Source organism: Oerskovia turbata, from assembly GCF_000718325.1.
GTDB classification, from domain to species: Bacteria; Actinomycetota; Actinomycetes; order Actinomycetales; family Cellulomonadaceae; genus Oerskovia; species Oerskovia turbata.
This window is the reverse complement of sequence record NZ_JOFV01000008.1, coordinates 49164-70560: the sequence shown is the minus strand read 5'-3', so window position 1 is coordinate 70560 and position 21397 is coordinate 49164. Positions and strand designations below refer to the sequence as shown.

The following is a 21397-nucleotide window of genomic DNA, read 5'->3' as shown; positions in this document are numbered from 1 at the left end:
TGCAAAGGAAATGTGAAGTGTCCTGCTCGATCGCCCGCCCGACAGTGCCTGCAGCACCCCTGGGTGGCCTCAGGCGGGCAGGTGCCAGCCGCCCTTGCGGAACGCGGGCGTCGCGAGCCCGAGCACCAGGAGGGAGGCGACGACGGCCCCGAGCATGACGGTGCTCATGGCGACCGCGTCGCCTCCGAGCACCCCGACAAGGGGGCTCACGAGCCCCGCGACGCCGGCCTGGAAGGCTCCGATGACCGCGGCCGCCGTGCCGGCTCTCTCGCCGTGCCGGGTCAGGGCCAGTGCGGAGGCGTTGGCCGGGATGAGTCCCTGGAGCGCGAGCGTGAGCCACAGCGCGGCCAGGAGGCCGATCAGGCCGCCGGCTCCCGTGAGCGCCACGACGAACAGACCTACCGCGAACACGCCCTGGAGGACCAGGGCGGCCCGCAGGATCCGCACGGGGGCGACGCGCCGCACGAGCGAGGCGTTGACCTGGGCCGAGATCACGAGGCCGATCCCGTTGACCGCGAACAGCGCGGCGAACTGCTGGTGGGTGAGGCCGTAGCCCTCCTGCAGGACGAACGGCGACCCGACGACGTAGCTCATCAGGACGGCCATGCCGAGCCCGGGGAGCACGGCCAGGGCGACGAAGTGGCGGTCCCTGAGGAGCGCACCGTAGCCGCGGAAGACGCTGCCGACGCCGCCCGACTGGCGGCGTTCGGTCTCGAGGGTCTCGGGCATGAAGCGCAGCACGATCAGGCCGAGGACGAGGCCGAGGGCCGCGAGGACCCAGAACACCCAGCGCCAGTCGCCGTGCCCGGCGACGAACGAGCCGATGGTCGGCGCGAGGAGCGGCGCGAGCCCGATGACGAGCATGAGCCGCGACAGGATCCTGGCGGCGTCCGCCCCGGTGAACCGGTCGCGGATCACGGCGATCGAGACGACCTGGGCCGAGGCGTTGAAGAAGCCCTGGAGGACGCGCAGGACGATGAGCCAGCCGATCGTCGGCACGACCGCGCACAGGACCGAGGTGACGACGTGCAGCGCGAGACCGATGATCACGGGCGCCCGGCGGCCGTACCGGTCGGACAGGGGGCCGATCACGAGCTGCCCGAACGCACCGCCGACGAGCATCCCGGCCAGGGTGAGCTGCGCGAGGGCGGGGCTGGCGTCGAGGTCCGCGGCGACGTCGGGCAGGGAGGGAAGGTACATGTCGACCGTGAACGCCGGGAGCGTGGCGAGGGCGCCGAGCAGGAGGACCCACCTGACGGTCGAGCGGCCGGGGCGTCGGGTGGCGGCACGCCCCTCGCCGTCCTTCGACGACGCCGGCGGGGTGGGTGCAGTTCCTGCCGGGGGTGTCTCCATGCCGTCGATCATAACGATTCGACGCACCGTCGGACCCCGGAATCACGCCCACCGCGACGTGACGTGCCCGACGGCGCAGCCTCCTGCGCCGTCGGGCCTCACCGCACGGTCAGCGCCCCAGGAGGAGCCACGTGACGCCGAGCGACGCGAGCGCGAACACCGGGACGATCCACGTGACGGTCGCCGACAGCAGGCGCGTCCGCCGGTCCGGGGCGCCCTGCGGCTCGCCGGGCAGCGGCGAGACGATCGGGTCGTCGAGCGTGCCCCTCCTGGCCTGGACCGCGCTCCACACCGTGCCCGCGGCCAGTGCGAGACCACCGCCCACCGCCACGGGCCAGGCCGGGAGCGCGACGAGGACGCCGTCCAGCAGGACGGGGACGGCGACGAGGACCGCCATGCACCCCGCCAGGGCGAAGAACGACACCACGGGTCGCTCCATGATCAGTCGCAGCATCGCGGCGCTGTGCCGGTAGAACAGCAGGATCCCCGCCCCGAACGCCAGGATCATCGCGAGCATCCCGGCCGTCACGTCGACGCTCGGCGCCACCTCGCCGGCCCGCCCGGCCAGGAGCACCGCCGACCCGCCCCACCCGAGGAGCAGCAGCCCCAGGAACTGCGCGCAGGACGGCCCGAGCACCGTCACGACCTCCCACCGCCCGTCGGGCTCGACGGGCAGGTCGAGGCTGCGCGCGTACGCCACGGGGTCCCCGAACGCCTCTGCGGCGGGCTCGCCGCTGTCCGTGCAGTGGGACTCGACCTCGGCGAGCGCCGCTCCCAGTGCGGTTCCTGGCACGTCGAGCAGCCTCAGCTCGATGACGAAGGCCTCGGCCCACTCCTCCTCGACGTGCGGCGCGAGGCGTCTCTCGATCTCGTAGCGCGTGGCGGTCCGCTTCTCGCTCGTGCGGCTCATCGGTTCTCCTCGGTCGGGGTGGGTCGACGGGCGGGGTCGTCGGCGGTCCCGGGGCGCTCGGCCCCGGCGTCCGCGCCGGTGACGAGGTCACCGGTCGTGCGCGTGAAGTCCTCCCACAGCGCGGCGCGCTGCGCGAGCGCGGCGCGGCCCGCGTCGGTGAGGTCGTAGTACTTGCGCCCGGGGCCGCCGTCGCCGGCTCGCCAGTCGACCGTGACGAGACCGCCGGACTCGAGGCGCCCGAGCAGGGGGTAGAGCGTCCCGCCCTTGATGACCCCGAGGCCGCCGTCGGCGAGGCGCGCGGCGATCGCGTAGCCGTACGTGGGGCCGTCCGCGAGGATGCGCAGCACGCAGACGTCGAGGACGCCGCGGAGCCACTCGCTGGGCCAGGTGTGCTCGGGCATGGCTAGATCGTGTCGCTAACTAGTCAGCCTGTCAACCTAGCCACGATCGAGGCCCGACGACGTCGCTCGCCCCTCGCTCTCACCGCGCAGCGCGCGGCGTGGGTGGCACGAGGCATCCTGGGAGACATGTGCGGACGCTATGCCTCCTTCCGGGACGCCCAGGACCTCGCCGACGAGTTCGCGATCGCCGACCTCGCGGACGACGCGCGCCTCCTGCCGCCGTCGTGGAACGTCGCCCCCACCGATCCCGTGCGGATCGTGGTCGAGCGCGCGGCCCAGGACACGGGCGAGGTCCGCCGGTCCCTGCGCGTGGCACGCTGGGGGCTCGTGCCCAGCTGGGCCAAGGACCCGGGGGTCGGGGCTCGCATGATCAACGCGCGCTCGGAGTCGCTGCTCGACAAGCCGGCGTTCGCCAAGCCGTTCGCAGCCCGGCGCTGCCTCGTCCCGGCCGACGGGTACTACGAGTGGCGGAAGATCGAGACGCCTCCGGCCCCCGGATCCACCGCCCGCAAGCCCCAGGTGACCAAGCAGCCGTTCTTCATCCACCCGGACGGACCAGCGGTCGCCGCGTTCGCAGGCCTCTACGAGTTCTGGCGGGACCCCGCCAAGGCCGACGACGACCTCACCCGCTGGCTCGTCTCGACCACGATCATCACGACCGCCGCGGCCCCAGCCCTCGCCTCGATCCACGACCGCATGCCGCTCACGCTCCCCCCTGACCGGTGGGACGCGTGGCTCGATCCTGCCGTGGGCAAGGACGAGGCCGCCGGGCTGCTCGTCGCACCCGAGATCCGCATGAAGGCCCAGGAGGTCGCACGGCTCGTCAACAGCGTCGCGAACGACGGACCGGAGCTCGTACAGGCGGTCTGAGAACCGACCTCAGCCCGTGTACGCCCACTGCAGGCGCACGGGCTCGATCACCCCGAGCCCCTGCACCTCTCGCTCGGGCTGCGCGGTCAGGGCGAAACGCGAGTCCCGCGACAGCAGGGCCGCGGTCTCACGGTCCAGGAGCACGGTCGTCGGCTCGGCGATCTCGGTCAGCCGCGAGGCCAGGTTCACCGACGGCCCGAACACGTCACCGAACCGCGAGAGGACCCGGCCCCACACCAGGCTGACCCGGACCGGCGGCACCTCCACGCCCCCACCGGCCCGCTCGCCCTCCTCGGCGAGGCCGAGCGCGACCCTGGCCCCCGTCGCGACGTCGTCGGCGACGTAGAGGACCGCGTCGCCGATCGTCTTGACCACCCGACCGCCCGCCGCGGTGATGATGTCACGCGCACGGGTCTCGAAGAGCTGGACGAACTCCGCGAGCTCGCTCGACCCCAGGCCCGCGGTGCGCTTGGTGAACGACACGATGTCCGCGAAACCCACGGCCCGCGGCAGCGGCAGCGCCTGCGAGTCCGTGACGTCCCCGGCGCGCGCCTCGGAGAACTCGACCGTGAACCGCGCGGCGACCGCCGCGAGCTGCCGCCGCCACGCATGGCGCAGCTGTGTCTCCAGCACGGGCGCGAGGTCCGGCAACCGGTCCAGGACGAGCAGACGGGCGCTCGTGTCGTCGAGGTCGAACCGCTTGGTCATGTGCTCGACGAGCGCCTCGACCTGCCACAGCACGAGCCGCTCGGTCGTGTGGCCCATCGACCGGATCAGGGTCGTGAGCGACCGGTCGTCGAACTTCTCGTGCTCCGCGACCGAGTAGATCTCCTCCAGGGCGACGGCGTCGTCCTCGGTGAACATCTGCTCCTGCTGCTCGGTGATGGGCAGCCCGAGCGCCTGCCAGTAGGAACGCACCTGCCGCTCGGTCAGCCCCGCACGCTCGGCGAGCCCCTCGACCGTCAGCGCACGCGGACCACCCAGGAGCGCCTCGTCGAGGTCGGCCTCGACCGGCGACGGCGCCGAGGGCGGACCGTCGGGCCTGGCGGCCCCCGCGAGCGCGGACAGCGCAGCCGCGTCCGCTCGACGTTCCCGCCGACTCTCCCCCGCAGCCACGGTCGTCTCGTCGGTCTCGTCGGCTGCCCCAGGGATGTCGTGCGTCACAGACCGATCCTAGTTCAGAGGACCCGGCACCCCGCCGCCGTCCACGGTCGGGACACCGGCGGACGTGCCGTCGGCGGCGCCCGCACGAGCGCCGTCCCGCAGCCGCAGATGGTGCACGTCGCCGCTGTGCAGCACGTGGCCCGTCCCGTCCGCCTCACGGACGAGCAGCGAACCGTCCGGACCGAACCCGTACGCCTCCCCGACCACCTGACCGCCGCCCGTGAGCTCGACCCGCACCTGCGCGCCGAGCGTCGCGCTGACCTCGGCGCACTCCTCGGCCAACCCGGCCTCGACGGCATCCCCCGCCGCCGCCTGCCACCGGCCCAGGGTCTGCGCGAACGACTCCTCGAGAGCGGTCAGCAGCACCTCGCGATCCGTCGTCGCGGCGCCGACCAGGGCGAGCGACGTCGCCGACGCGACGGGGAGCTCACGCTCGCTCTGCAGGACGTTGAGCCCGACGCCCACGATCGCACCGCCGTCGGGCAGCAGCTCGCACAGGATGCCCGCGACCTTGCGGTACGTGCCCCACCCGGCCTCCTCCCGCGCCGCCCCTGCGCCCGCACCGGGCGCCGGGACCAGGACGTCGTTGGGCCACTTGACCACGGCCTCGACCCCGGCCGTCGCGCGCAGGCACCGGACCGTCGCGAGCCCCGCGAGCAGCGGCAACCAGCTCAGGCGATCGCGCGGCACGTCGGGGCGCACCAGGAGCGATCCCGTCAACGCGGTCCGCGCGGGCGTGTCCCACCCGCGGCCCGAGCGGCCCCGCCCGGCGACCTGGTGCTCGGCCACGAGCAGGGCGGGCGCCGGCCAGGCCTGCGGGTCGGCAGCCACGGCAGCCGCGAGCTCGGTGTTCGTCGAGGCCGACTCCTGCACGACCTCGAGCCGGGCGAGCGGGCCGTGCGGGACCACGAGCAGGTCCGCCAGGAAGCCGGGACGCAGCGCGGGATGGTCGACAGTCGTCATGTGCCCATCATGCACGCGTGCACCCCAAGTGCGGCAGAGGCCGCGGTCGCAGTCGCACCCACCAGGACGCGACGTTGTGGGAACCCTCCAACGTGCGCGGCCACGCCGGTGCGATCCCCCGCACCCTCTTGGTCCCACCCACCAACTAGGCTCGGCTGCGTGAACGAACCTGTCGCCGGCACCACCCCGGCCCCCACCGGTCAGCTCATCGGCACCGCAGCGAAGCTGGCCGACCTCGACCGTCGGCGCGCCGAGGCCTCGGTCGCGCCCGAGGAGGCAGCGCGCACCAAGCAGCACGCCCGGAACAAGAAGACCGCCCGCGAACGGATCGAGGCCCTGCTCGACGAGGGCAGCTTCGTCGAGCTCGACGCGTTCGCCAAGCACCGCTCGGTGAACTTCGGGCTCGAGAAGAAGCGGCTCGCGGGCGACGGCGTGGTCGTGGGGCACGGCACGGTCGACGGCCGCCAGGTCTGCATCTACTCGCAGGACTTCACGGTCTTCGGCGGCAGCCTCGGCGAGGTGCACGGCCAGAAGATCACCAAGGTGCAGGACCTCGCGCTGCGCACGGGCGTCCCGCTCATCGGGATCTCGGACGGCGGCGGCGCGCGCATCCAGGAGGGCGTCGCGGCCCTGACCCAGTTCGCGGAGATCTTCCGCCGCAACGTCGCGGCCTCGGGCGTCATCCCGCAGATCTCTCTCATCCTGGGCCCGAGCGCCGGCGGCGCGGTCTACTCCCCCGCCCTCACGGACTTCATCGTCATGGCCGACCAGACGTCGAACATGTTCATCACCGGCCCCGACGTGATCCGCGCCGTCACGGGCGAGGACGTGGGCTTCGAGGAGCTCGGCGGGGCCCGCACGCACAACGAGCGCTCGGGCGTCGCGCACTACATGGGCACCGACGAGGACGACGCGATCGACTACGTGCGCCACCTCATCGGCTACCTGCCGCAGAACAACCTCTCGGACGCGCCGACCTTCACCCCCGAGGACACCGAGCTCGACGTGACCGAGGAGGACCTCGAGCTCGACACGCTGATCCCCGACTCCGACACCCAGCCGTACGACATGCGGGCCGTGCTCGAGCACGTCCTGGACGACGGGGCGTTCCTGGAGGTCCAGCCGCTGTTCGCGAGGAACGTGATCGTCGGGTTCGGGCACGTCGAGGGCCAGTCGATCGGCGTGGTCGCGAACCAGCCCCTCGCGATGGCGGGCACGCTCGACATCGACGCGGCCGAGAAGGCCGCGCGGTTCGTGCGCACGTGCGACGCCTTCAACATCCCGGTCCTGACGCTCGTCGACGTCCCGGGCTTCCTCCCGGGCGTCGACCAGGAGCACCAGGGCATCATCCGCCGCGGCGCCAAGCTCATCTACGCGTACGCCGAGGCCACGGTTCCGCTCGTCACGCTCATCACGCGCAAGGCGTACGGTGGCGCGTACATCGTCATGGGCTCCAAGCAGCTCGGCGCGGACGTGAACCTGGCCTGGCCCACGGCCCAGATCGCGGTCATGGGGGCCGGTGGCGCGGTCAACATCCTCCAGCGCGGGGCGTTGCGGTCCGCGGCGGAGTCCGGGCTGGACGTGGACGCCGAGCGTGCGCGTCTGGTCGCCGAGTACGAGGAGGCCATCGTGAACCCGTGGGACGCGGCCGAGCGCGGCTACGTCGACGCGGTCATCCGCCCGTCGGAGACGCGCGTGCAGGTCGTGCGTGCGCTGCGCGCCCTGCGCACCAAGCGTGCGAGCCTGCCCCCCAAGAAGCACGGGAACATCCCGCTGTGATCCTGGGGACGCGATGACACCCGGGTCGCCACCGGCCCTGCCCCCGATACCGCCACCGAACGACGAGACCCACCGCGAGGACGACATGCCCGACGAGCAGCACGGCGACGACCACGCAGGACACGGCCACGAGCACCCCGTCGACGGCCACGACGGCGCGTCGCACGGCGCCGAGCCGATCGGCCCGGTCGACGACGCCCCGATGCACGCGGCCGTGGACGCCCTGGCCGCGGCCCTGCACGAGTACGTCGGCACGGCCGTGGGGGTGCGCGCCGAGTTCGGCGCGGCCGAGGCCGACGAGGACCCGCGGGTCCTCGCGCTCGAGGCGGCGATCGGCGCGCTCAACGCCGGCCTGTACGACGCGCTGCACGACTCGCTGGGCATGCACCCGGACCTGAGCTCGCTCGTGTGGGGTGCGGAGGAGGACCTCGGGACCGGGGCGGACGCCGACGCGCCGCCCGCACCCGAGGTCGCCGAGCCGTTCTACCTGGGCTTCGTCGTGGGCCCGGGCCGGACTCCCGACACGTCGCTCGACGCCGTGATCGACTTCCTCGACAACGCGGGCGAGCAGGTCGTGGCCGCGCTCGTCGAGTCGGGCTTCGACGTCCCCGAGTGGGCCGCGTCGCGCGGTGAGGCCGCGGACTTCGACGGTTACGGCGACGCGGACGACGAGGCGCAGGGCGGCGCCCTGTGAGCGAGACCGGGGCTGCGTCGTCGGGCCGGGAGCTGCGCGTGGTGCGTGGCGCACCCGACGACCTCGAGGTCGCGGCGCTCGTCGCCGGGCTCGCCGCCGCGGCGGCGGCCTCGCACGTGCCCGACGACGAGGCTCCCCTGCCCGAGTGGACCAACCGGGCGCGCAGCCTGCGCGGCACCGGCGCGGGCGCGACGGCCAAGAGCTTCGGCGGACGCTCGGGTCGGCACAACGCCGACGCCTGGCGGTGGAGTCTGCAGTCGTGAGCCAGACCACGACCGTCCTGGTCGAGCTCGCCGAAGACCCCGGGGCCGTCGAACGGCCGCTCGCGGCGGACGACCCCGGGTCGTCCCTGCCTCCGCTCCCGGCGCGCACCGGCTGGCGCCGGTGGGCGTGGCTCGTGCCGACCGTCCCCGCGGTGGTGCTCGTCGCCTACCGCCAGCTCGCGCCCTCCCAGGGCTGGCCGCTGCCTGCGGCCGTCCTGGGCGTCCTGGCCGTGCTGCTCCTGCTCGTCGCGGTCCTCGCGCTGGCGCGCTACCTCGACGACCGCGACGCGCAGCGCGAGTCACGCGCCCGCGACGCCCTGCTCGTGGACGCAGAGCGCACCACGGGCTCGGTGCTCGTCGACGGCACGGCCGGGTCCGGCGAGGCCGCCACCCCGAGCCTCCTGCCCGACGGCGCCGCGCGCGTGAGCGGTCGGCTCACGTTCTCGGTCGACCACCTCCCCGTCCGGACGCCCTTCACCGTGCCCGTCCCCGCGGGGACGCACGGCCCGCGGTCGGGCGACCCCGTCGCGGTCTGGTACCCCCGCGCCACCGACGGTCGACCGCGCGTCGTGCTCGTGCGCTACCAGCGCGCGTGGGCCGACGACCTCCTGGGTGCGATGCCCCCGTCACCGGCCGGCGACGGGGCCGATCCCTCGGTGGCCCCGACCACCGGCGCGTCCCCCGACGACGCCCCGACCCTGTCGGCAGAGTCTGCGGCGTCCGCGACGGCAGCGGCCACGAACCAGGACTTCCTCGTGGCCCTGGGCCGCGCGGGGGCCGAGCACCCCCACCTGGACGTCGAGCAGGTCCCGCCCACCGGGGCGTGGCGGAGCGTCCGCGTCGAGCTCTCGCTCCCGGGCAGCACGCGATCCGTCCTCGTCTTCGAGGACAACGACGAGCTCGTGTACATCGGACCGGACGGGGGCGGTGCGCAGTCGCTCGACCCGACCGCCCCGTCGGCCGTGCTCGACCTCGCGGAACGGCTCCTGCGCACCGACTGATCATCCTCGCGGACGACGCCCCCGCGGGTACCGCGCAGTAACCTCTACCGGGTGACCTCACCCACCTCGCCGGCCGAGCCCGGCACCCCCACCGCCCGGACCCCCCGCACACCCACGGCGATCGACGCGATCGCCGACGCCTACGTGCGCACGGTCGCCGACCTGAACCCGCTCGCCGCCACGGCCATGGGCCTCACCGGCTACGACCACCTCATGACCGACCTGTCGCCCGCCGGGTACGAGGCCCTCGCGGCCGCGGACCGCGCCGTGCTGGCCCAGCTCGCCGACGCCGAGCCCGTCGACGACGTCGACCGGGTCACGCTCGCCGCGATGCGCGAGCGCATCGGGCTCTCGCTCGAGCTGCACGAGGCGGGCGAGGACCTCGCGACGCTCAACAACATCGCCTCGCCGCTCCAGGAGCTGCGCGACATCTTCGACATGATGCCCATGGGCACGCTCGAGGCGTGGGAGAACGTCGCGGCCCGTCTCGCGGCCCTGCCCGGCGCCATGGACGGGTACATCGCCTCGCTGACCAGCGCCGCCGAGCGTGGCAAGGTCGCCGCGATCCGCCAGGTCCGCGAGGGCGTCAAGCAGGCCCGCGAGCTCGCCGACCCCGAGTCCTCGTTCTTCCTGGAGCTCGTCCGGGGCGAGGCCGCCGCAGCCGTGCTCGACGAGTCGGCCGCCTGCTCCCTGGTGCGCAAGGAGCTCGAGCTCGGCGCCGCGGGCGCCCTGGCCGCGTACGCGAGGCTCGCCGACTTCCTGGAGAACGAGCTCGCACCGCAGGCCCCCGAGGCCGACGGCGTCGGGCGCGAGCGCTACGCCCTGGCCTCGCGCGCGTTCCTCGGTGCCGAGGTCGACCTCGAGGAGACCTACCGCTGGGGACTCGAGGAGCTCGCACGCGTCATCGCCGAGCAGGAGGCCGTCGCGGCACAGATCGCCGGTCCCGGTGCCACGGTCGAGGAGGCCGTCGCGGTCCTCGACGCCGACCCGAGCCGCAAGCTCGACGGCACGCAGGCGCTGCGCGCCTGGATGCAGGAGACCTCGGACGCCGCGATCGCGGCGCTGAACGGCGTGCACTTCGACATCCCGACCCCGGTCCTGGACCTCGAGTGCATGATCGCCCCGACCCAGACCGGCGGGATCTACTACACGCCGCCGAGCGACGACTTCTCGCGCCCCGGTCGCATGTGGTGGTCCGTCCCGCCGGGCGTGACCGAGTTCAACACCTGGCGTGAGAAGACGACCGTCTACCACGAGGGCGTCCCCGGCCACCACCTCCAGTGCGGCCAGGCCGTCGCCGCGCGCGACACCCTCAACTCGTGGCGCCGGCTCGCCTGCTGGGTCTCGGGCCACGGCGAGGGCTGGGCCCTGTACGCCGAGCGCCTCATGGCCGACCTCGGCTACCTCGACGACCCGGGCGACCGGCTCGGGATGCTCGACGGCCAGCGCATGCGCGCGGCCCGCGTCGTGCTCGACATCGGCGTGCACCTCGGGCTCGACGCACCCGAGGAGTGGCGCGGCGGCTCCGAGGACCCGCGCTGGGACGCCGACAAGGCCTGGGAGTTCCTCAAGGCCAACGTCAACATGGACGAGTCGTTCGTACGCTTCGAGCTCAACCGCTACCTCGGGTGGCCGGGCCAGGCTCCGTCCTACAAGGTCGGGCAGCGTCTGTGGGAGCAGACGCGCGACGCCGCCCGCGCGTCCGCCGAGGCACGCGGCGAGGAGTTCGACGTCAAGGCGTTCCACGAGCGCGCCCTGAACCTCGGGTCCGTCGGCCTCGACGTCCTGCGCGAGGCGCTGCAGTGACGGCTGCGACGTCGGTCCCGGACGTCCGCCTGCTCCTGGCCTCGCAGTCCCCGGCCCGCCTCGCGACCCTGCGCTCCGCCGGGGTCACACCCGAGGTCCGTGTCTCGGGCCTCGACGAGGACGCGGTCCTCGAGGCGGCTGCAGCCCGGTTCGGCACGCTCGACCCCGCCGACGCGGTGCTCGTCCTCGCCCAGGCCAAGGCCGAGGAGGTCGCCCAGGTCCTCACGCGCGAAGCACGCGAGCGCGACGACGTGAGCGACGCCGTCGGGCCCGACCAGGTCGCGCCCGTCGTGGTCGGCTGCGACTCCATGCTCGAGCTCGCCGGGTCCGTCCACGGCAAGCCCCGGGACGCCGCCGAGGCGACCGAGCGCTGGCGCGCGATGCGCGGCAGGACGGGCGTGCTCCACACCGGGCACTGGATCGTCGACCTGCGGGACCCGCAGGACGGCGGCAGCGGCGCCACGCTCGGGGCCACGAGCTCCACGACGGTCCACTTCGCCGACGTCTCCGACGCCGAGATCGCGGCGTACGTCGCGACGGGCGAACCCCTCGCGGTCGCCGGCGCGTTCACGGTCGACGGCCTGGGTGGTGCGTTCGTCGAGAGCATCGAGGGCGACCACCACGGCGTGGTCGGGATCAGCCTGCCGCTCGTGCGCGAGCTGCTCGGCGAGATCGGCGTGACCTGGACCGACCTCTGGTCCTGAGACGGTCCGGCCCCGCGACCCCGGGGCCCTGGTCCGCCTGACGGCCCGCCTGCTCCCCCACCCGTGCCTCCGGCACCGGGACGGGGAGCAGGCGGGCCGTCCGCTTGTCGAGGGCGCACAACCACGGCGCACGACGGGTCGATCGACCCCGCCGACCATGGAGGGTTCCTACAAACGGTCCCGGTGCGCCTTGGCCCGATCTCCAATCTTGTCCAGTACCACCCGTCGCAGCGTGAACCCAGGGCGCCCGACGCGCTACCGTGAGCCGTGCCCGAGAACTCCACGAACCCCGCGACCAGCCCGACCCGACGCCTGTCGAAGGTTCTCATCGCCAACCGCGGCGAGATCGCCGTGCGCATCGCGCGCGCCTGCGCCGACGCCTCGATCGCTTCGGTGGCCGTGTACGCGGACTCCGACCGTGAGGCCCTGCACGTGCGTCTCGCCGACGAGGCCTTCGCGCTCGACGGTGCACGCGCCGCGGACACGTACCTCGACATCGCCAAGCTGCTCGACGTCGCCCGCCGCTCGGGCGCCGACGCCGTGCACCCCGGCTACGGGTTCCTCGCCGAGAACGCCGGGTTCGCGCAGGCGGTCATCGACGCGGGCCTCGTGTGGATCGGCCCGCCGCCCGCCGCGATCGACGCGCTGGGCGACAAGGTCAGCGCACGGCACATCGCGCACCGTGCGGGCGCTCCCCTGGTGCCCGGGACGCCCGACCCGGTCGCTGACGCGACCGAGGTCCACGCGTTCGCCGCGGAGCACGGGTTGCCCATCGCGATCAAGGCGGCGTTCGGCGGCGGCGGGCGCGGCCTCAAGGTCGCGCGCACGGTCGACGAGATCGACGAGATGTTCGACTCTGCGGTCCGTGAGGCCACGGCCGCTTTCGGTCGCGGCGAGTGCTTCGTCGAGCGCTACCTGGACACCCCGCGACACGTCGAGACCCAGTGCCTCGCCGACGAGCACGGCACGGTCGTCGTCGTCTCCACGCGCGACTGCTCGCTCCAGCGCCGCCACCAGAAGCTCGTCGAGGAGGCACCCGCACCGTTCCTGACGGACGAGCAGCGCGCCGAGCTCTACAAGGCCTCCGAGGCCATCCTGCGCGAGGCCGGCTACGTCGGTGCGGGGACGTGCGAGTTCCTCGTCGGCGCCGACGGCACGATCTCCTTCCTCGAGGTCAACACGCGGCTCCAGGTCGAGCACCCCGTCACCGAGGAGGTCTCGGGCATCGACCTCGTGCGCGAACAGCTGCGCATCGCCGCGGGCGAGCCGCTCGGCTACTCCTCGGTGGCCACGCGCGGCCACTCGCTCGAGTTCCGCATCAACGGCGAGGACCCCGCCGCGAACTTCCTGCCGGCACCCGGCCGCATCTCGCGCCTGCACTTCCCCAGCGGCCCGGGCGTCCGCGTCGACAGCGGCGTGATCGAGGGCGACGTCATCTCGGGGGCGTTCGACTCGATGATCGCCAAGATCATCGTCACGGGGGCCACCCGCCGCGAAGCCGTCGAGCGCGCACGCCGCGCACTGCGCGAGACGGTCGTCGAGGGCATCCCCACGGTCCTGCCGTTCCACCGGGCCGTGCTCGACGCCGAGGACTTCGTCCCGGCCGACGACTCGGCGTTCCGGGTGCACACGCGCTGGATCGAGACGTCGTTCGCGGACGAGCTCAAGCAGCTCGCCCCCGTGACGCCCGCGCCGACCTCCGAGGAGGACGAGGCCCCCGCGACCGAGCGCGTCGTGGTCGAGGTCGGCGGCAAGCGCCTCGAGGTCGTCCTGCCCGCCGGGCTCGGCATGGCCGCCGGCCGTGCGCGGACGGCCAACGCCGCACGCCGACCCGCGCGTCGCACGGCCGCCAAGACCAACGGGGGCAACGGCACGACGCTCGCGTCGCCCATGCAGGGCACGATCGTCAAGGTCGCGGTCGCCGACGGTGCCGTGGTGGCCGAGGGCGACCTCATCGTGGTCCTCGAGGCCATGAAGATGGAGCAGCCTCTCGTCGCGCACCGCGCAGGCCGCGTCACGGGCCTGTCGGCCGGTGTCGGTGCGAGCGTGAGCTCGGGCACCGCGATCTGCGAGATCACGGACGTCACCGTCTGACCCTGGTACCTCGAACCCGAGGTTCGTCGGACAGCTCGCGCGAGCCGCCCGACGAACCTCGGGTTCGGCCCGTCTCAGGACCCCGACGTGTGCGCGTCGGCCGCGTGCATCGCACGGCGGCCCGAGGGCACCAGCACCGCGATCGCGATCACGAGGAACATGAGCGCGCCGGACACGACCAGGAGCGACTCGACCGAGAAGCGGTCCGCGAGCGGGCCGAAGATCAGCATCCCGAGCGGCATCGCGAGCGCCATCACGATGCCGACGAACCCGAAGACCCTCCCCTGCCGGTCGGGTTCGACCGTCTCCTGCAGGATCGTCATCGAGGTCGTCGAGAAGAACGGCACCGCGAGGCCGACCAGGAACATGAAGGCGAAGAAGACCCACATGTTGGTCGAGAGCCCCAGGCCGATCGACAGACCGCCGAACACGAACGTGGACCCGATGATCATCGCGACCCGGTTCTTGAGGCCACCCCACGTCGCGAGCAGGACACCACCCAGGATCATGCCGACCGAGAACGCCAGCTCGTTGGCCGTGAGCTTCCAGACCTCCTCGCCGAACGTGCGCACGACCATGAGCGGCGTGAGGTAGGACGGTGCCACGATGAGCAGGAACACGACCGCGTACAGCCCCAGGACCCATCGGACGAACGCGTGGCCGCGCAGGTAGCGCAGGCCGCCCACGAGGTCGTCGAAGTACCCGACCTTCTCGCCCTCGACCACGTCGGTGCGGAGCACCTTGGTCACGGGGATCAGGGCCAGGAGCCCGATCCCGATCACGGCTGTGACGACGTCGACGAAGAAGATCGCGACGATCGAGGCACTCGCGTAGACGGCTGCCGCGACCGCCGGCGCCAGCAGCGTCATGGCCGACTGGATCGACCCGTTGATCCCGTTGACCCGCATGAGCTTGCTGACCGGGACGAGCTGGGGCAGGAGCGAGGACACCGCGGGCATCTGGATCCCGGCACCGACCGAACGGATCGCCAGCGCGGCGTAGATGAGCCACAGGTCGTCCGTGCCCGAGAGCATGAGCAGCGCGAGGGCGAGCGTCGTCACGGCGATCGAGGCGTCGGCCGCGATGATCAGGACCTTGCGGTTGAGCCGGTCGGCCCACACGCCGCCGAAGATCGACACGAGCGCCTGCGGCAGGAAGCCGAAGACCGAGGCGAGCGCCAGCACCGACCCGGACTTCGTCTCGAGGGTCAGGTGCCACATGATGGCGTACTGCACGAGCATCGACCCGAACAGCGAGACCGTCTGGCCGCCCAGGAAGATCGTCGCGTCGCGCCGCCAGCGCGGCTTGTCGGCGGTGTCGTCGAAGGTGTCGCCGGGGGTGGCATCCTCTGCGGTCGGGTCGGACACGGTGTGCTGCTCGGGATGACTCACCTGACAATGGTGCGGGCCGGGACGGCGCACGTCCAGGAGATTCGTGCGCCCTGTCGCACCTGCCCAGGCATCGGATCGCCATCGCCCCGCAGGTCAGCGATCCGTTGCGCCCGCACGGTCCACCCGATATGTTCTCCCACGCCGACCGTCGCTGCTTGGCGATGGTCCCGAGGGGGGACGCACGATGAAGAAGATTCTCAGGATGCTGGTCGCGGTCGCCGTAGCGGTGGGAGGGTTGCAGGTCGTCGCCCCTCCGGCCGGTGCCGTCTGGATGAGCATGAGCTACTGCGGGTTCGAAGCGAGCTACCCGTACCCACGCGCCAAGACCTCCTCCGTCCACTGCGACAAGGCGCAGCCGCGCATCGTGTACCGGACAGCAGGGGGCAGCATCGGCTACGCCGCAGGCACCCTCAAGTCCGGGGTCTCGACGTCACCGTCGGTGTCGTCTCCCCTCACCGTCGTCCGCGTGGAGGCTCGGGGATACTACGACGTACCCGGCTTCACCGAGACGAGCGGCTGGATGCGGTTCGCGTGAGCAGGCACGGCGACCGTCACGGCGTCGGCGTCCTCGTCTCGAGCGGGCTCTCCGCGCTGGTCCTCGTGCTCACGGGATGCGCTGCCGGCGAGGACGCGCCACGGAGCCCCTTCCAGGCCGACTTCGATCAGGCGATGACGAGGACGACCGAGTTTCAGCGCAGCGTCCTCGAGGACTACGAGATCACCGACGCCGAGTACTCCGAGGCTCGCACCAGGTTCAAGGCGTGCGTCGAGAACGAGGGATACACGCTCTTCCTCGAGGCCGACGGTACGCGGATGGAGGGCATCCAGGACGGGCAGGAGGCTGCGGCCGACGATGTCTTCCTGCGTTGCCAGGACGAGAACCTGGGCTACGTCGAGCCATTCTACCACGAGCTGCGGGAGAACCCGCAGAACGAGGACCGCATGGTTCTGCTGGTCGACTGTCTCCAGCGGGCCGACCTGCTCGACGAGAGCGTCGACGCGGACGACTTCCTCGCCGACCCCGGCGTCGTTCCTGCGGAGGATCCACGAGTCGCCGAGTGCGACGCGGATCCGAAGAACGCGTTCCGCGGATGAGCCGTCGATCGTCCCACCGGCCCGGTCCCGACGACGTCAGCGACGACGGCACCGGCCCGCTCTGCGTGGCGCGAGCAGGACGGAGGCGCTGTCCCGAGACTCCCCCGGATGGCAGGGTGGGACCGTGACGATCCCGACCGAGCCCACACCTCCCCACGACGTGACCGACACCCCGCGCGCGGCGCGCCACCTCCAGCCCGGGGACGGCTGGGTCGAGTGCACGTGCGGCAGGCGGCACTGGGGGCTGGCGGGCGCCGCAGGGCTGCTCGTCGCCCGGCGGGGCCAGGACGGCCGGGTGAGCCACGTGCTGCTCCAGCACCGCGCTCCCTGGAGCGACCAGGGCGGCACGTGGGGCGTGCCGGGCGGCGCGATCCATCCCGACGAGTCGCCCGAGCAGGGCGCGCTGCGCGAGGCGCACGAGGAGGCGGGCGTCGATCCCGCGCTCGTGACGATCGTGGGCGACCGGGTCCTGGACCACGGGCCGTGGCGGTACACGACCGTCCTCGCGGAGGTCCTGCCCGGTGCGCACCTCGAAGCCCGTGCGACCGATGCGGAGAGCCTGGAGATCGCGTGGGTCCCGGTCGTCAACGTCCTCTCGCTCCCGTTGCTGGACGCGTTCCGGGACGCGTGGCCCGAGCTCGTGGGGCGCTTCGCCGAGCGTGCCTGAGAGCCGCCCCTAGGGTGCCGTGGGGTCCTTGGGGGTGCTGTGCGGGACGAGCTTGAGCCCCACGACCGCGGCGATGATGCCCGCGATGAAGACGACCTTGCCGGCCGAGGCGGACTCGTCGCCGGTGAGGATCGCGTAGGACACGGTCAGGGCTGCGCCGACGCCGACCCACACCGCGTAGGCGGTGCCGATCGGGATGTGCTTGACGGCCCAGCCGAGCCCGCCCATGGAGACGGCGAGCGCGACGACGAAGACGATCGACGGGACGAGCTGTGAGAACCCGTCGGACTGGCCGAGGGCCGTGGCCCAGACGGCCTCGAAGACGGCGCTGACGAGCAGGACGATCCACGGCATGTCAGCTCACCACCTTGAGGCCGACCACGGATCCGACGAGGAGGACCAGGAGCAGCCCGCGCAGCCAGGTGAAGGTCTCGGAACCGGTGATGAAGCCCCAGACGACCGTGAGCGTGGCCCCGATGCCGACCCACACCGCGTACGCGGTACCGGTGGGCAGGGAGGTCATCGCCCAGGCGAGACCGACCATGCTCAGCGTCAGGGAGAGGACGAAGACGGCCGTCGGCCGCTTGCGCGTGAAGTTCTCCGAGGCGGACAGAGCCGTCGCCCAGACGGCTTCCAGCATCCCGGAGAGGACGAGGACGACCCAAGCCATGACAAGTAACCCCTCTGAGTCAGTCTTGTCCGTGCGGGTACTGCTCCCTCGTCCGCGCGTCCCTCGTCGGAGGAACTTGGTACGAGCGTACCAACATCACGGCGCACCGGCCAGGGGTCGCTACGTCGACGACCCAGTCTTCACACGATCCACCCCGCCGCTCCCGACCGACACCACCCTCGGGCGCGACGACCCCGCCAGGATCGTCGGATGCCGGAACTCTTCGAGCTCTCCCGTCCCGACGACTACCTGGTGCGCCTGGCGGCCTCCGATCTGGGCAGGGGCTACAAGACCCTCGCCACGACCGAGCTCGACCTGCACGAGGGCCACGCCGTGCTCGACCTGGGCTGCGGCCCTGGTGCCGACCTGCCCGCGTACGCCGCAGCCGTCGGGCCGTCCGGGAGCGTCCTCGGGCTCGACCACGACGCCGGGGCCGTGACCCGGGCCCGCGCGCTGGTGCACGACCTGGCCACCGTCCGGGTCGAGGAGGCGGACGTCCACCGACTGGACCTCTCCGACGGCAGCGTCGACCGCGCACACACGGACCGGGTGCTCCAGCACGTGGCCGACCCCGCGCTGGTCCTCGCGGAGACGTTCCGGGTCCTGCGTCCCGGAGGTCGGGCGGTGCTCGCGGAACCGGACTGGGGGACGCTCGTCGTCGACGGCCCCGACGCCGCGACGAGCGACGCCTACGGGCGCTTCGTCGTCGAGCAGGTCGTCCGCAACGGCAGGATCGGGCGCGGGCTCACCAGGCTCGCCGAATGGACCGGCTTCGTGGTCGAGCGCGTCATCCCCGTGACCGCCGTCTTCCGCGACGTCCGCGAGGCGGACCAGGTCCTGGGCCTGGCCCGAGTCGCCCGCCGAGCCGTCGAGGCGGGCTACCTGCGCGAGCGCGCGGAGGCACGCTGGACCGAGCACCTCGCGACGCAGCCGTTCTTCGCGTCTGTGACCCTCTTCCTCGTGGTGGCCGACCGGCCGCTGCCCTAGCAGCCACGCCGCGCGGCCCGTTCACTCGCGGACACGGCCGGCCTCCTGCACCGCCGGGCGGACCAGCTCGCCGTACGCCTGGAGCGTCTCGTCGTTCGCGTCGTGCTGGAGGTAGAGCGCGAACTGGTCGACGCCGAGCGCCTTGAGCTCGAGCAGCCGCTCGACGTGCCGCGCGGGCGGCCCGATCAGGCAGAACCGGTCCAGGATCTCGTCGCTCACGAACGCGGTGTGCGTGTTCCCCGCGCGCCCGTGCTCGTTGTAGTCGTAGTCGACGCGACCTGCGACGAAGTCGGTCAGGGCCCGGGGGATGCTCGGTCCCCCGTCGCCGTCCGTCCCCGTGCTGTCCCCCGCCCCGTAGCGCGCGACGATCTCCGCGACGTGGTTGCCGACCATGCCGCCGAACCAGCGGCACTGGTCGTAGGCGTGGGCGAGGGTACGCCCGCCCGTGCCCGACGACGCCTCGTCCGTCACGTACGCGGGCGCGGCCACGCAGATGGTCACCTCGGCCGGGTCGCGCCCCACGCGCTCGGCGGCACGGCGTACCGCGTCGATCGACCAGGCCACGATGTCGGGGTCGGCGAGCTGGAGGATGAAGCCGTCCCCGACCTCGCCCGCGAGCGCCAGCGCCCGCGGGCCGTAGGCCGCGACCCACACGGGGGTGCGGCTGTCGGGGGCCCAGGGCAGGTGGAGCGTCGAGCCGTGGTGCTCGACCGCCTGCCCGCCGGCGAGCCCTCGGATGGTCGTGACGGCCGTGCGCAGCTCGGCGAGGGTCACGGGCTTGCCGTTGGTCACCCGGACGGCGGAGTCTCCGCGACCGATCCCGCAGACCGTGCGGTTGCCGAACATGTCGTTGAGGGTCGCGAAGGTGGACGCGGTCACGGTGACGTCGCGTGTCGCGGGGTTGGTGACCATGGGCCCGACGGTCACGCGGTGGGTCGCGGACAGGATCTGGGAGTGGATGACGTACGGCTCCTGCCACAGCAGGTGCGAGTCGAACGTCCACACGTGGCTGAACCCGTGGAGCTCGGCGCGTCGTGCGAGGTCGACGACGCGCCACGCGGGCGGGTCGGTCTGCAGGACGACGCCGAGGTCGAGTCGCTCGGCCGTGCCGGTCGCGGTCATGGCCGGTCCCCTTCATCTCAGGTATGCCGAGTGGCTGCGGCGCAGGTAGCGGCCGTGCCCGGGGTGCCCGTGGTACTCGCCGCCGGAGACCAGGACCTTCCCGCGCGAGATCACGACGTCGACGTGCCCGTCGATCTCGAACCCCTCCCACGCGGAGTGGTCCATGTTCATGTGGTGGGTCTTGCCGTTGCCGTCGGTGGGGTAGCCGATCGAGGTGTGCCCGGCGGGGTCGTAGACCACGACGTCGGCGTCGGCGCCCGGGGTGAGCACGCCCTTGCGGTCGCCGAGGCCGAACATGCGCGCCGGCGTCGTGCAGCACAGCTCGACCCAGCGTTCGAGCGAGATCCGTCCGTCGACGACGCCCTGGTAGACGAGGTCGAGGCGGTGCTCGACGCCGCCGATCCCGTTGGGGATCTTGGAGAAGTCGCCGAGCCCCAGCTCCTTCTGCTCCTTGAAGCAGAACGGGCAGTGGTCGGTGCTCACGACCGACAGGTCGCCCGTGCGCAGGTAGCGCCACAGCTCGTCCTGGTGCTTCTCGGCCCGCGAGCGCAGCGGGGTCGAGCAGACCCACTTGGCGCCCTCGAAGCCGGGCGCACCGAGCTGTTCCTCGAGCGAGAGGTACAGGTACTGGGGGCAGGTCTCGCCGAACACGTTCCAGCCGTCGTCGCGGGCCCGGGCGAGCGTGGCCACGGCCTGCTTGGCCGACATGTGCACCACGTAGAGCGGTGCGCCCGCGAGTCGCGCGAGCATGATCGCGCGGTGCGTGGCCTCCTCCTCGGTCTCCCAGGGGCGCGTGGTGCCGTGGAAGGACGGGGCGGTCTCGCCGCGGTCGAGGGCCTGGCGCACGAGGACGTCGATCGCGATGCCGTTCTCGGCGTGCATCATGACGAGCGACCCGTTGGTCGCGGCCTTCTGCATGGCCCGCAGGATCTGCCCGTCGTCGCTGTAGAACACCCCGGGGTAGGCCATGAAGAGCTTGAAGCTCGTGATGCCCTCGGCCACGAGCTCGTCCATCGCTCTGAGCGAGTCGTCGTCGACCCCGCCGAGGATCTGGTGGAACCCGTAGTCCACGGCGCAGTTCCCCTCGGCCTTGGCGAACCAGGCGGCGAGCGAGTCCTGGACGCGCTCGCCGGTGCGCTGGACCGCGAAGTCGACGATCGTCGTCGTGCCTCCCCAGGCCGCGGCACGCGTCCCGGTCTCGAACGTGTCCGACGCGGCCGTGCCGCCGAACGGCAGCTCCATGTGGGTGTGGGGGTCCACGCCGCCCGGGATGACGTACTTGCCGGTCGCGTCGATCACGGTCTGCGCGACCGAGGCGAGGTCCACGCCGAGCGACGTGTCGCCCGGGCGCAGCAGCGCGGCGACCTGCTCGCCGTCGAGCAGGACGTCGGCGCGCGAGCGCCCGGTGGGCCCGACGACGGTGCCACCCGTGATGAGGGTCAGTGCCATGGTGTGCGTCCTCT

General features: G+C 72.7%; 22 protein-coding genes and 1 riboswitch. Of the genes, 12 read left to right on the top strand and 10 right to left on the bottom strand.

Translation table 11 applies throughout. The features are described from left to right. Positions 1 to 69 precede the first annotated feature (69 nt). The 3 genes from IE95_RS0110165 to IE95_RS0110155 form a co-directional block, all read right to left on the bottom strand. Positions 70 to 1353 (bottom strand): multidrug effflux MFS transporter, encoded by a 1284-nt coding sequence (locus tag IE95_RS0110165; RefSeq protein WP_084690138.1) that lies wholly within the window; start codon positions 1351 to 1353, stop codon positions 70 to 72. A 109-nt stretch (positions 1354 to 1462) separates the two neighbouring features. Next, complete coding sequence (locus IE95_RS0110160; protein ID WP_030151518.1) at positions 1463 to 2263, bottom strand: hypothetical protein; 801 nt, start codon at positions 2261 to 2263, stop codon at positions 1463 to 1465. Continuing rightward, on the bottom strand, positions 2260 to 2664 hold the full coding sequence (locus IE95_RS0110155) for a PadR family transcriptional regulator (RefSeq protein WP_051702981.1): 405 nt from the start codon (positions 2662 to 2664) through the stop codon (positions 2260 to 2262). Before IE95_RS0110155 ends, IE95_RS0110160 begins: the two co-directional genes overlap by 4 nt. A 126-nt stretch (positions 2665 to 2790) precedes the next feature. Between IE95_RS0110155 and IE95_RS0110150 the strand changes: the two genes are divergently transcribed. Next, entirely contained in the window at positions 2791 to 3534 is a 744-nt protein-coding gene (locus IE95_RS0110150) for an SOS response-associated peptidase (protein WP_030151516.1), read from the top strand. A 9-nt stretch (positions 3535 to 3543) separates the two neighbouring features. On the opposite strand, the gene IE95_RS0110145 is transcribed toward IE95_RS0110150, so the two are convergent. Both IE95_RS0110145 and IE95_RS0110140 read right to left on the bottom strand, forming a co-directional pair. Then, positions 3544 to 4698: an adenylate/guanylate cyclase domain-containing protein gene (locus IE95_RS0110145; RefSeq protein WP_240666160.1), complete on the bottom strand. Its 1155-nt coding sequence runs from the start codon at positions 4696 to 4698 to the stop codon at positions 3544 to 3546. 9 nt (positions 4699 to 4707) lie between these two features. Next, positions 4708 to 5661 carry a biotin--[acetyl-CoA-carboxylase] ligase gene (locus tag IE95_RS0110140; protein ID WP_084690093.1) on the bottom strand — a complete coding sequence of 318 codons (954 nt, stop codon included), beginning with the start codon at positions 5659 to 5661 and terminating at the stop codon, positions 4708 to 4710. A gap of 159 nt (positions 5662 to 5820) precedes the next feature. Between IE95_RS0110140 and IE95_RS0110135 the strand changes: the two genes are divergently transcribed. From IE95_RS0110135 to IE95_RS0110105, 7 genes are all read left to right on the top strand, one after another. After that, positions 5821 to 7440, top strand: coding sequence for an acyl-CoA carboxylase subunit beta (locus IE95_RS0110135; RefSeq protein ID WP_030151513.1), 1620 nt, complete (start codon positions 5821 to 5823; stop codon positions 7438 to 7440). An 85-nt stretch (positions 7441 to 7525) separates the two neighbouring features. Then, positions 7526 to 8134, top strand: a complete 609-nt coding sequence (locus IE95_RS0110130; protein WP_030151512.1) for a hypothetical protein — start codon at positions 7526 to 7528, stop codon at positions 8132 to 8134. Then, a complete protein-coding gene (locus IE95_RS0110125) occupies positions 8131 to 8397 on the top strand; it encodes an acyl-CoA carboxylase epsilon subunit (protein WP_051702980.1) in 267 nt (88 codons plus the stop codon). The genes IE95_RS0110130 and IE95_RS0110125 overlap by 4 nt, the downstream gene beginning before the upstream one ends. Next, positions 8394 to 9398 carry a hypothetical protein gene (locus IE95_RS0110120; RefSeq protein ID WP_030151510.1) on the top strand — a complete coding sequence of 335 codons (1005 nt, stop codon included), beginning with the start codon at positions 8394 to 8396 and terminating at the stop codon, positions 9396 to 9398. Before IE95_RS0110125 ends, IE95_RS0110120 begins: the two co-directional genes overlap by 4 nt. A gap of 51 nt (positions 9399 to 9449) precedes the next feature. After that, a complete protein-coding gene (locus tag IE95_RS0110115; protein WP_051702979.1) occupies positions 9450 to 11204 on the top strand; it encodes a DUF885 domain-containing protein in 1755 nt (584 codons plus the stop codon). Continuing rightward, positions 11201 to 11908 (top strand): Maf family protein, encoded by a 708-nt coding sequence (locus IE95_RS0110110; protein ID WP_030151508.1) that lies wholly within the window; start codon positions 11201 to 11203, stop codon positions 11906 to 11908. The genes IE95_RS0110115 and IE95_RS0110110 overlap by 4 nt, the downstream gene beginning before the upstream one ends. A 267-nt stretch (positions 11909 to 12175) precedes the next feature. Next, complete coding sequence (locus IE95_RS0110105; protein ID WP_240666161.1) at positions 12176 to 14002, top strand: acetyl/propionyl/methylcrotonyl-CoA carboxylase subunit alpha; 1827 nt, start codon at positions 12176 to 12178, stop codon at positions 14000 to 14002. 74 nt (positions 14003 to 14076) lie between these two features. On the opposite strand, the gene IE95_RS0110100 is transcribed toward IE95_RS0110105, so the two are convergent. Beyond that, positions 14077 to 15393 (bottom strand): MFS transporter, encoded by a 1317-nt coding sequence (locus IE95_RS0110100; RefSeq protein WP_240666162.1) that lies wholly within the window; start codon positions 15391 to 15393, stop codon positions 14077 to 14079. Between the two features lie 184 nt (positions 15394 to 15577). Here IE95_RS0110100 and IE95_RS0110095 point away from each other — a divergent pair, with 184 nt between their 5' ends. The 3 genes from IE95_RS0110095 to IE95_RS20855 all read left to right on the top strand — a co-directional run bounded on the left by IE95_RS0110095 (position 15578) and on the right by IE95_RS20855 (position 17155). Then, positions 15578 to 15928: a hypothetical protein gene (locus IE95_RS0110095; RefSeq protein WP_129429479.1), complete on the top strand. Its 351-nt coding sequence runs from the start codon at positions 15578 to 15580 to the stop codon at positions 15926 to 15928. Then, entirely contained in the window at positions 15925 to 16488 is a 564-nt protein-coding gene (locus IE95_RS20860; protein ID WP_030151504.1) for a hypothetical protein, read from the top strand. The genes IE95_RS0110095 and IE95_RS20860 overlap by 4 nt, the downstream gene beginning before the upstream one ends. 124 nt (positions 16489 to 16612) lie before the next feature. Then, a complete protein-coding gene (locus IE95_RS20855; RefSeq protein WP_420819381.1) occupies positions 16613 to 17155 on the top strand; it encodes an NUDIX hydrolase in 543 nt (180 codons plus the stop codon). A 9-nt stretch (positions 17156 to 17164) separates the two neighbouring features. Here IE95_RS20855 and IE95_RS0110080 read toward each other — a convergent pair whose 3' ends face one another. Next, complete coding sequence (locus IE95_RS0110080) at positions 17165 to 17509, bottom strand: DMT family transporter (RefSeq protein WP_030151502.1); 345 nt, start codon at positions 17507 to 17509, stop codon at positions 17165 to 17167. 1 nt (position 17510) lies between these two features. Further along, on the bottom strand, positions 17511 to 17825 hold the full coding sequence (locus tag IE95_RS0110075; protein ID WP_030151501.1) for a DMT family transporter: 315 nt from the start codon (positions 17823 to 17825) through the stop codon (positions 17511 to 17513). A 13-nt stretch (positions 17826 to 17838) separates the two neighbouring features. Beyond that, positions 17839 to 17906: riboswitch (guanidine-III (ykkC-III) riboswitch) on the bottom strand. Between the two features lie 129 nt (positions 17907 to 18035). Here IE95_RS0110075 and IE95_RS0110070 point away from each other — a divergent pair. After that, the gene (locus IE95_RS0110070; RefSeq protein ID WP_036571791.1) at positions 18036 to 18812 is read left to right on the top strand and encodes a methyltransferase domain-containing protein; all 777 of its coding nucleotides are present in this window, start codon (positions 18036 to 18038) and stop codon (positions 18810 to 18812) included. Positions 18813 to 18833: 21 nt separating this feature from the next. Here the strand turns inward: IE95_RS0110070 and IE95_RS0110065 are convergent, their stop codons facing one another. Together IE95_RS0110065 and hydA are read right to left on the bottom strand one after the other, a co-directional pair. Continuing rightward, entirely contained in the window at positions 18834 to 19934 is a 1101-nt protein-coding gene (locus IE95_RS0110065) for a TIGR03842 family LLM class F420-dependent oxidoreductase (protein ID WP_030151499.1), read from the bottom strand. Positions 19935 to 19946: 12 nt separating this feature from the next. Then, positions 19947 to 21383 (bottom strand): dihydropyrimidinase, encoded by a 1437-nt coding sequence (gene hydA, locus IE95_RS0110060; protein WP_030151498.1) that lies wholly within the window; start codon positions 21381 to 21383, stop codon positions 19947 to 19949. Positions 21384 to 21397: the final 14 nt, after the last annotated feature.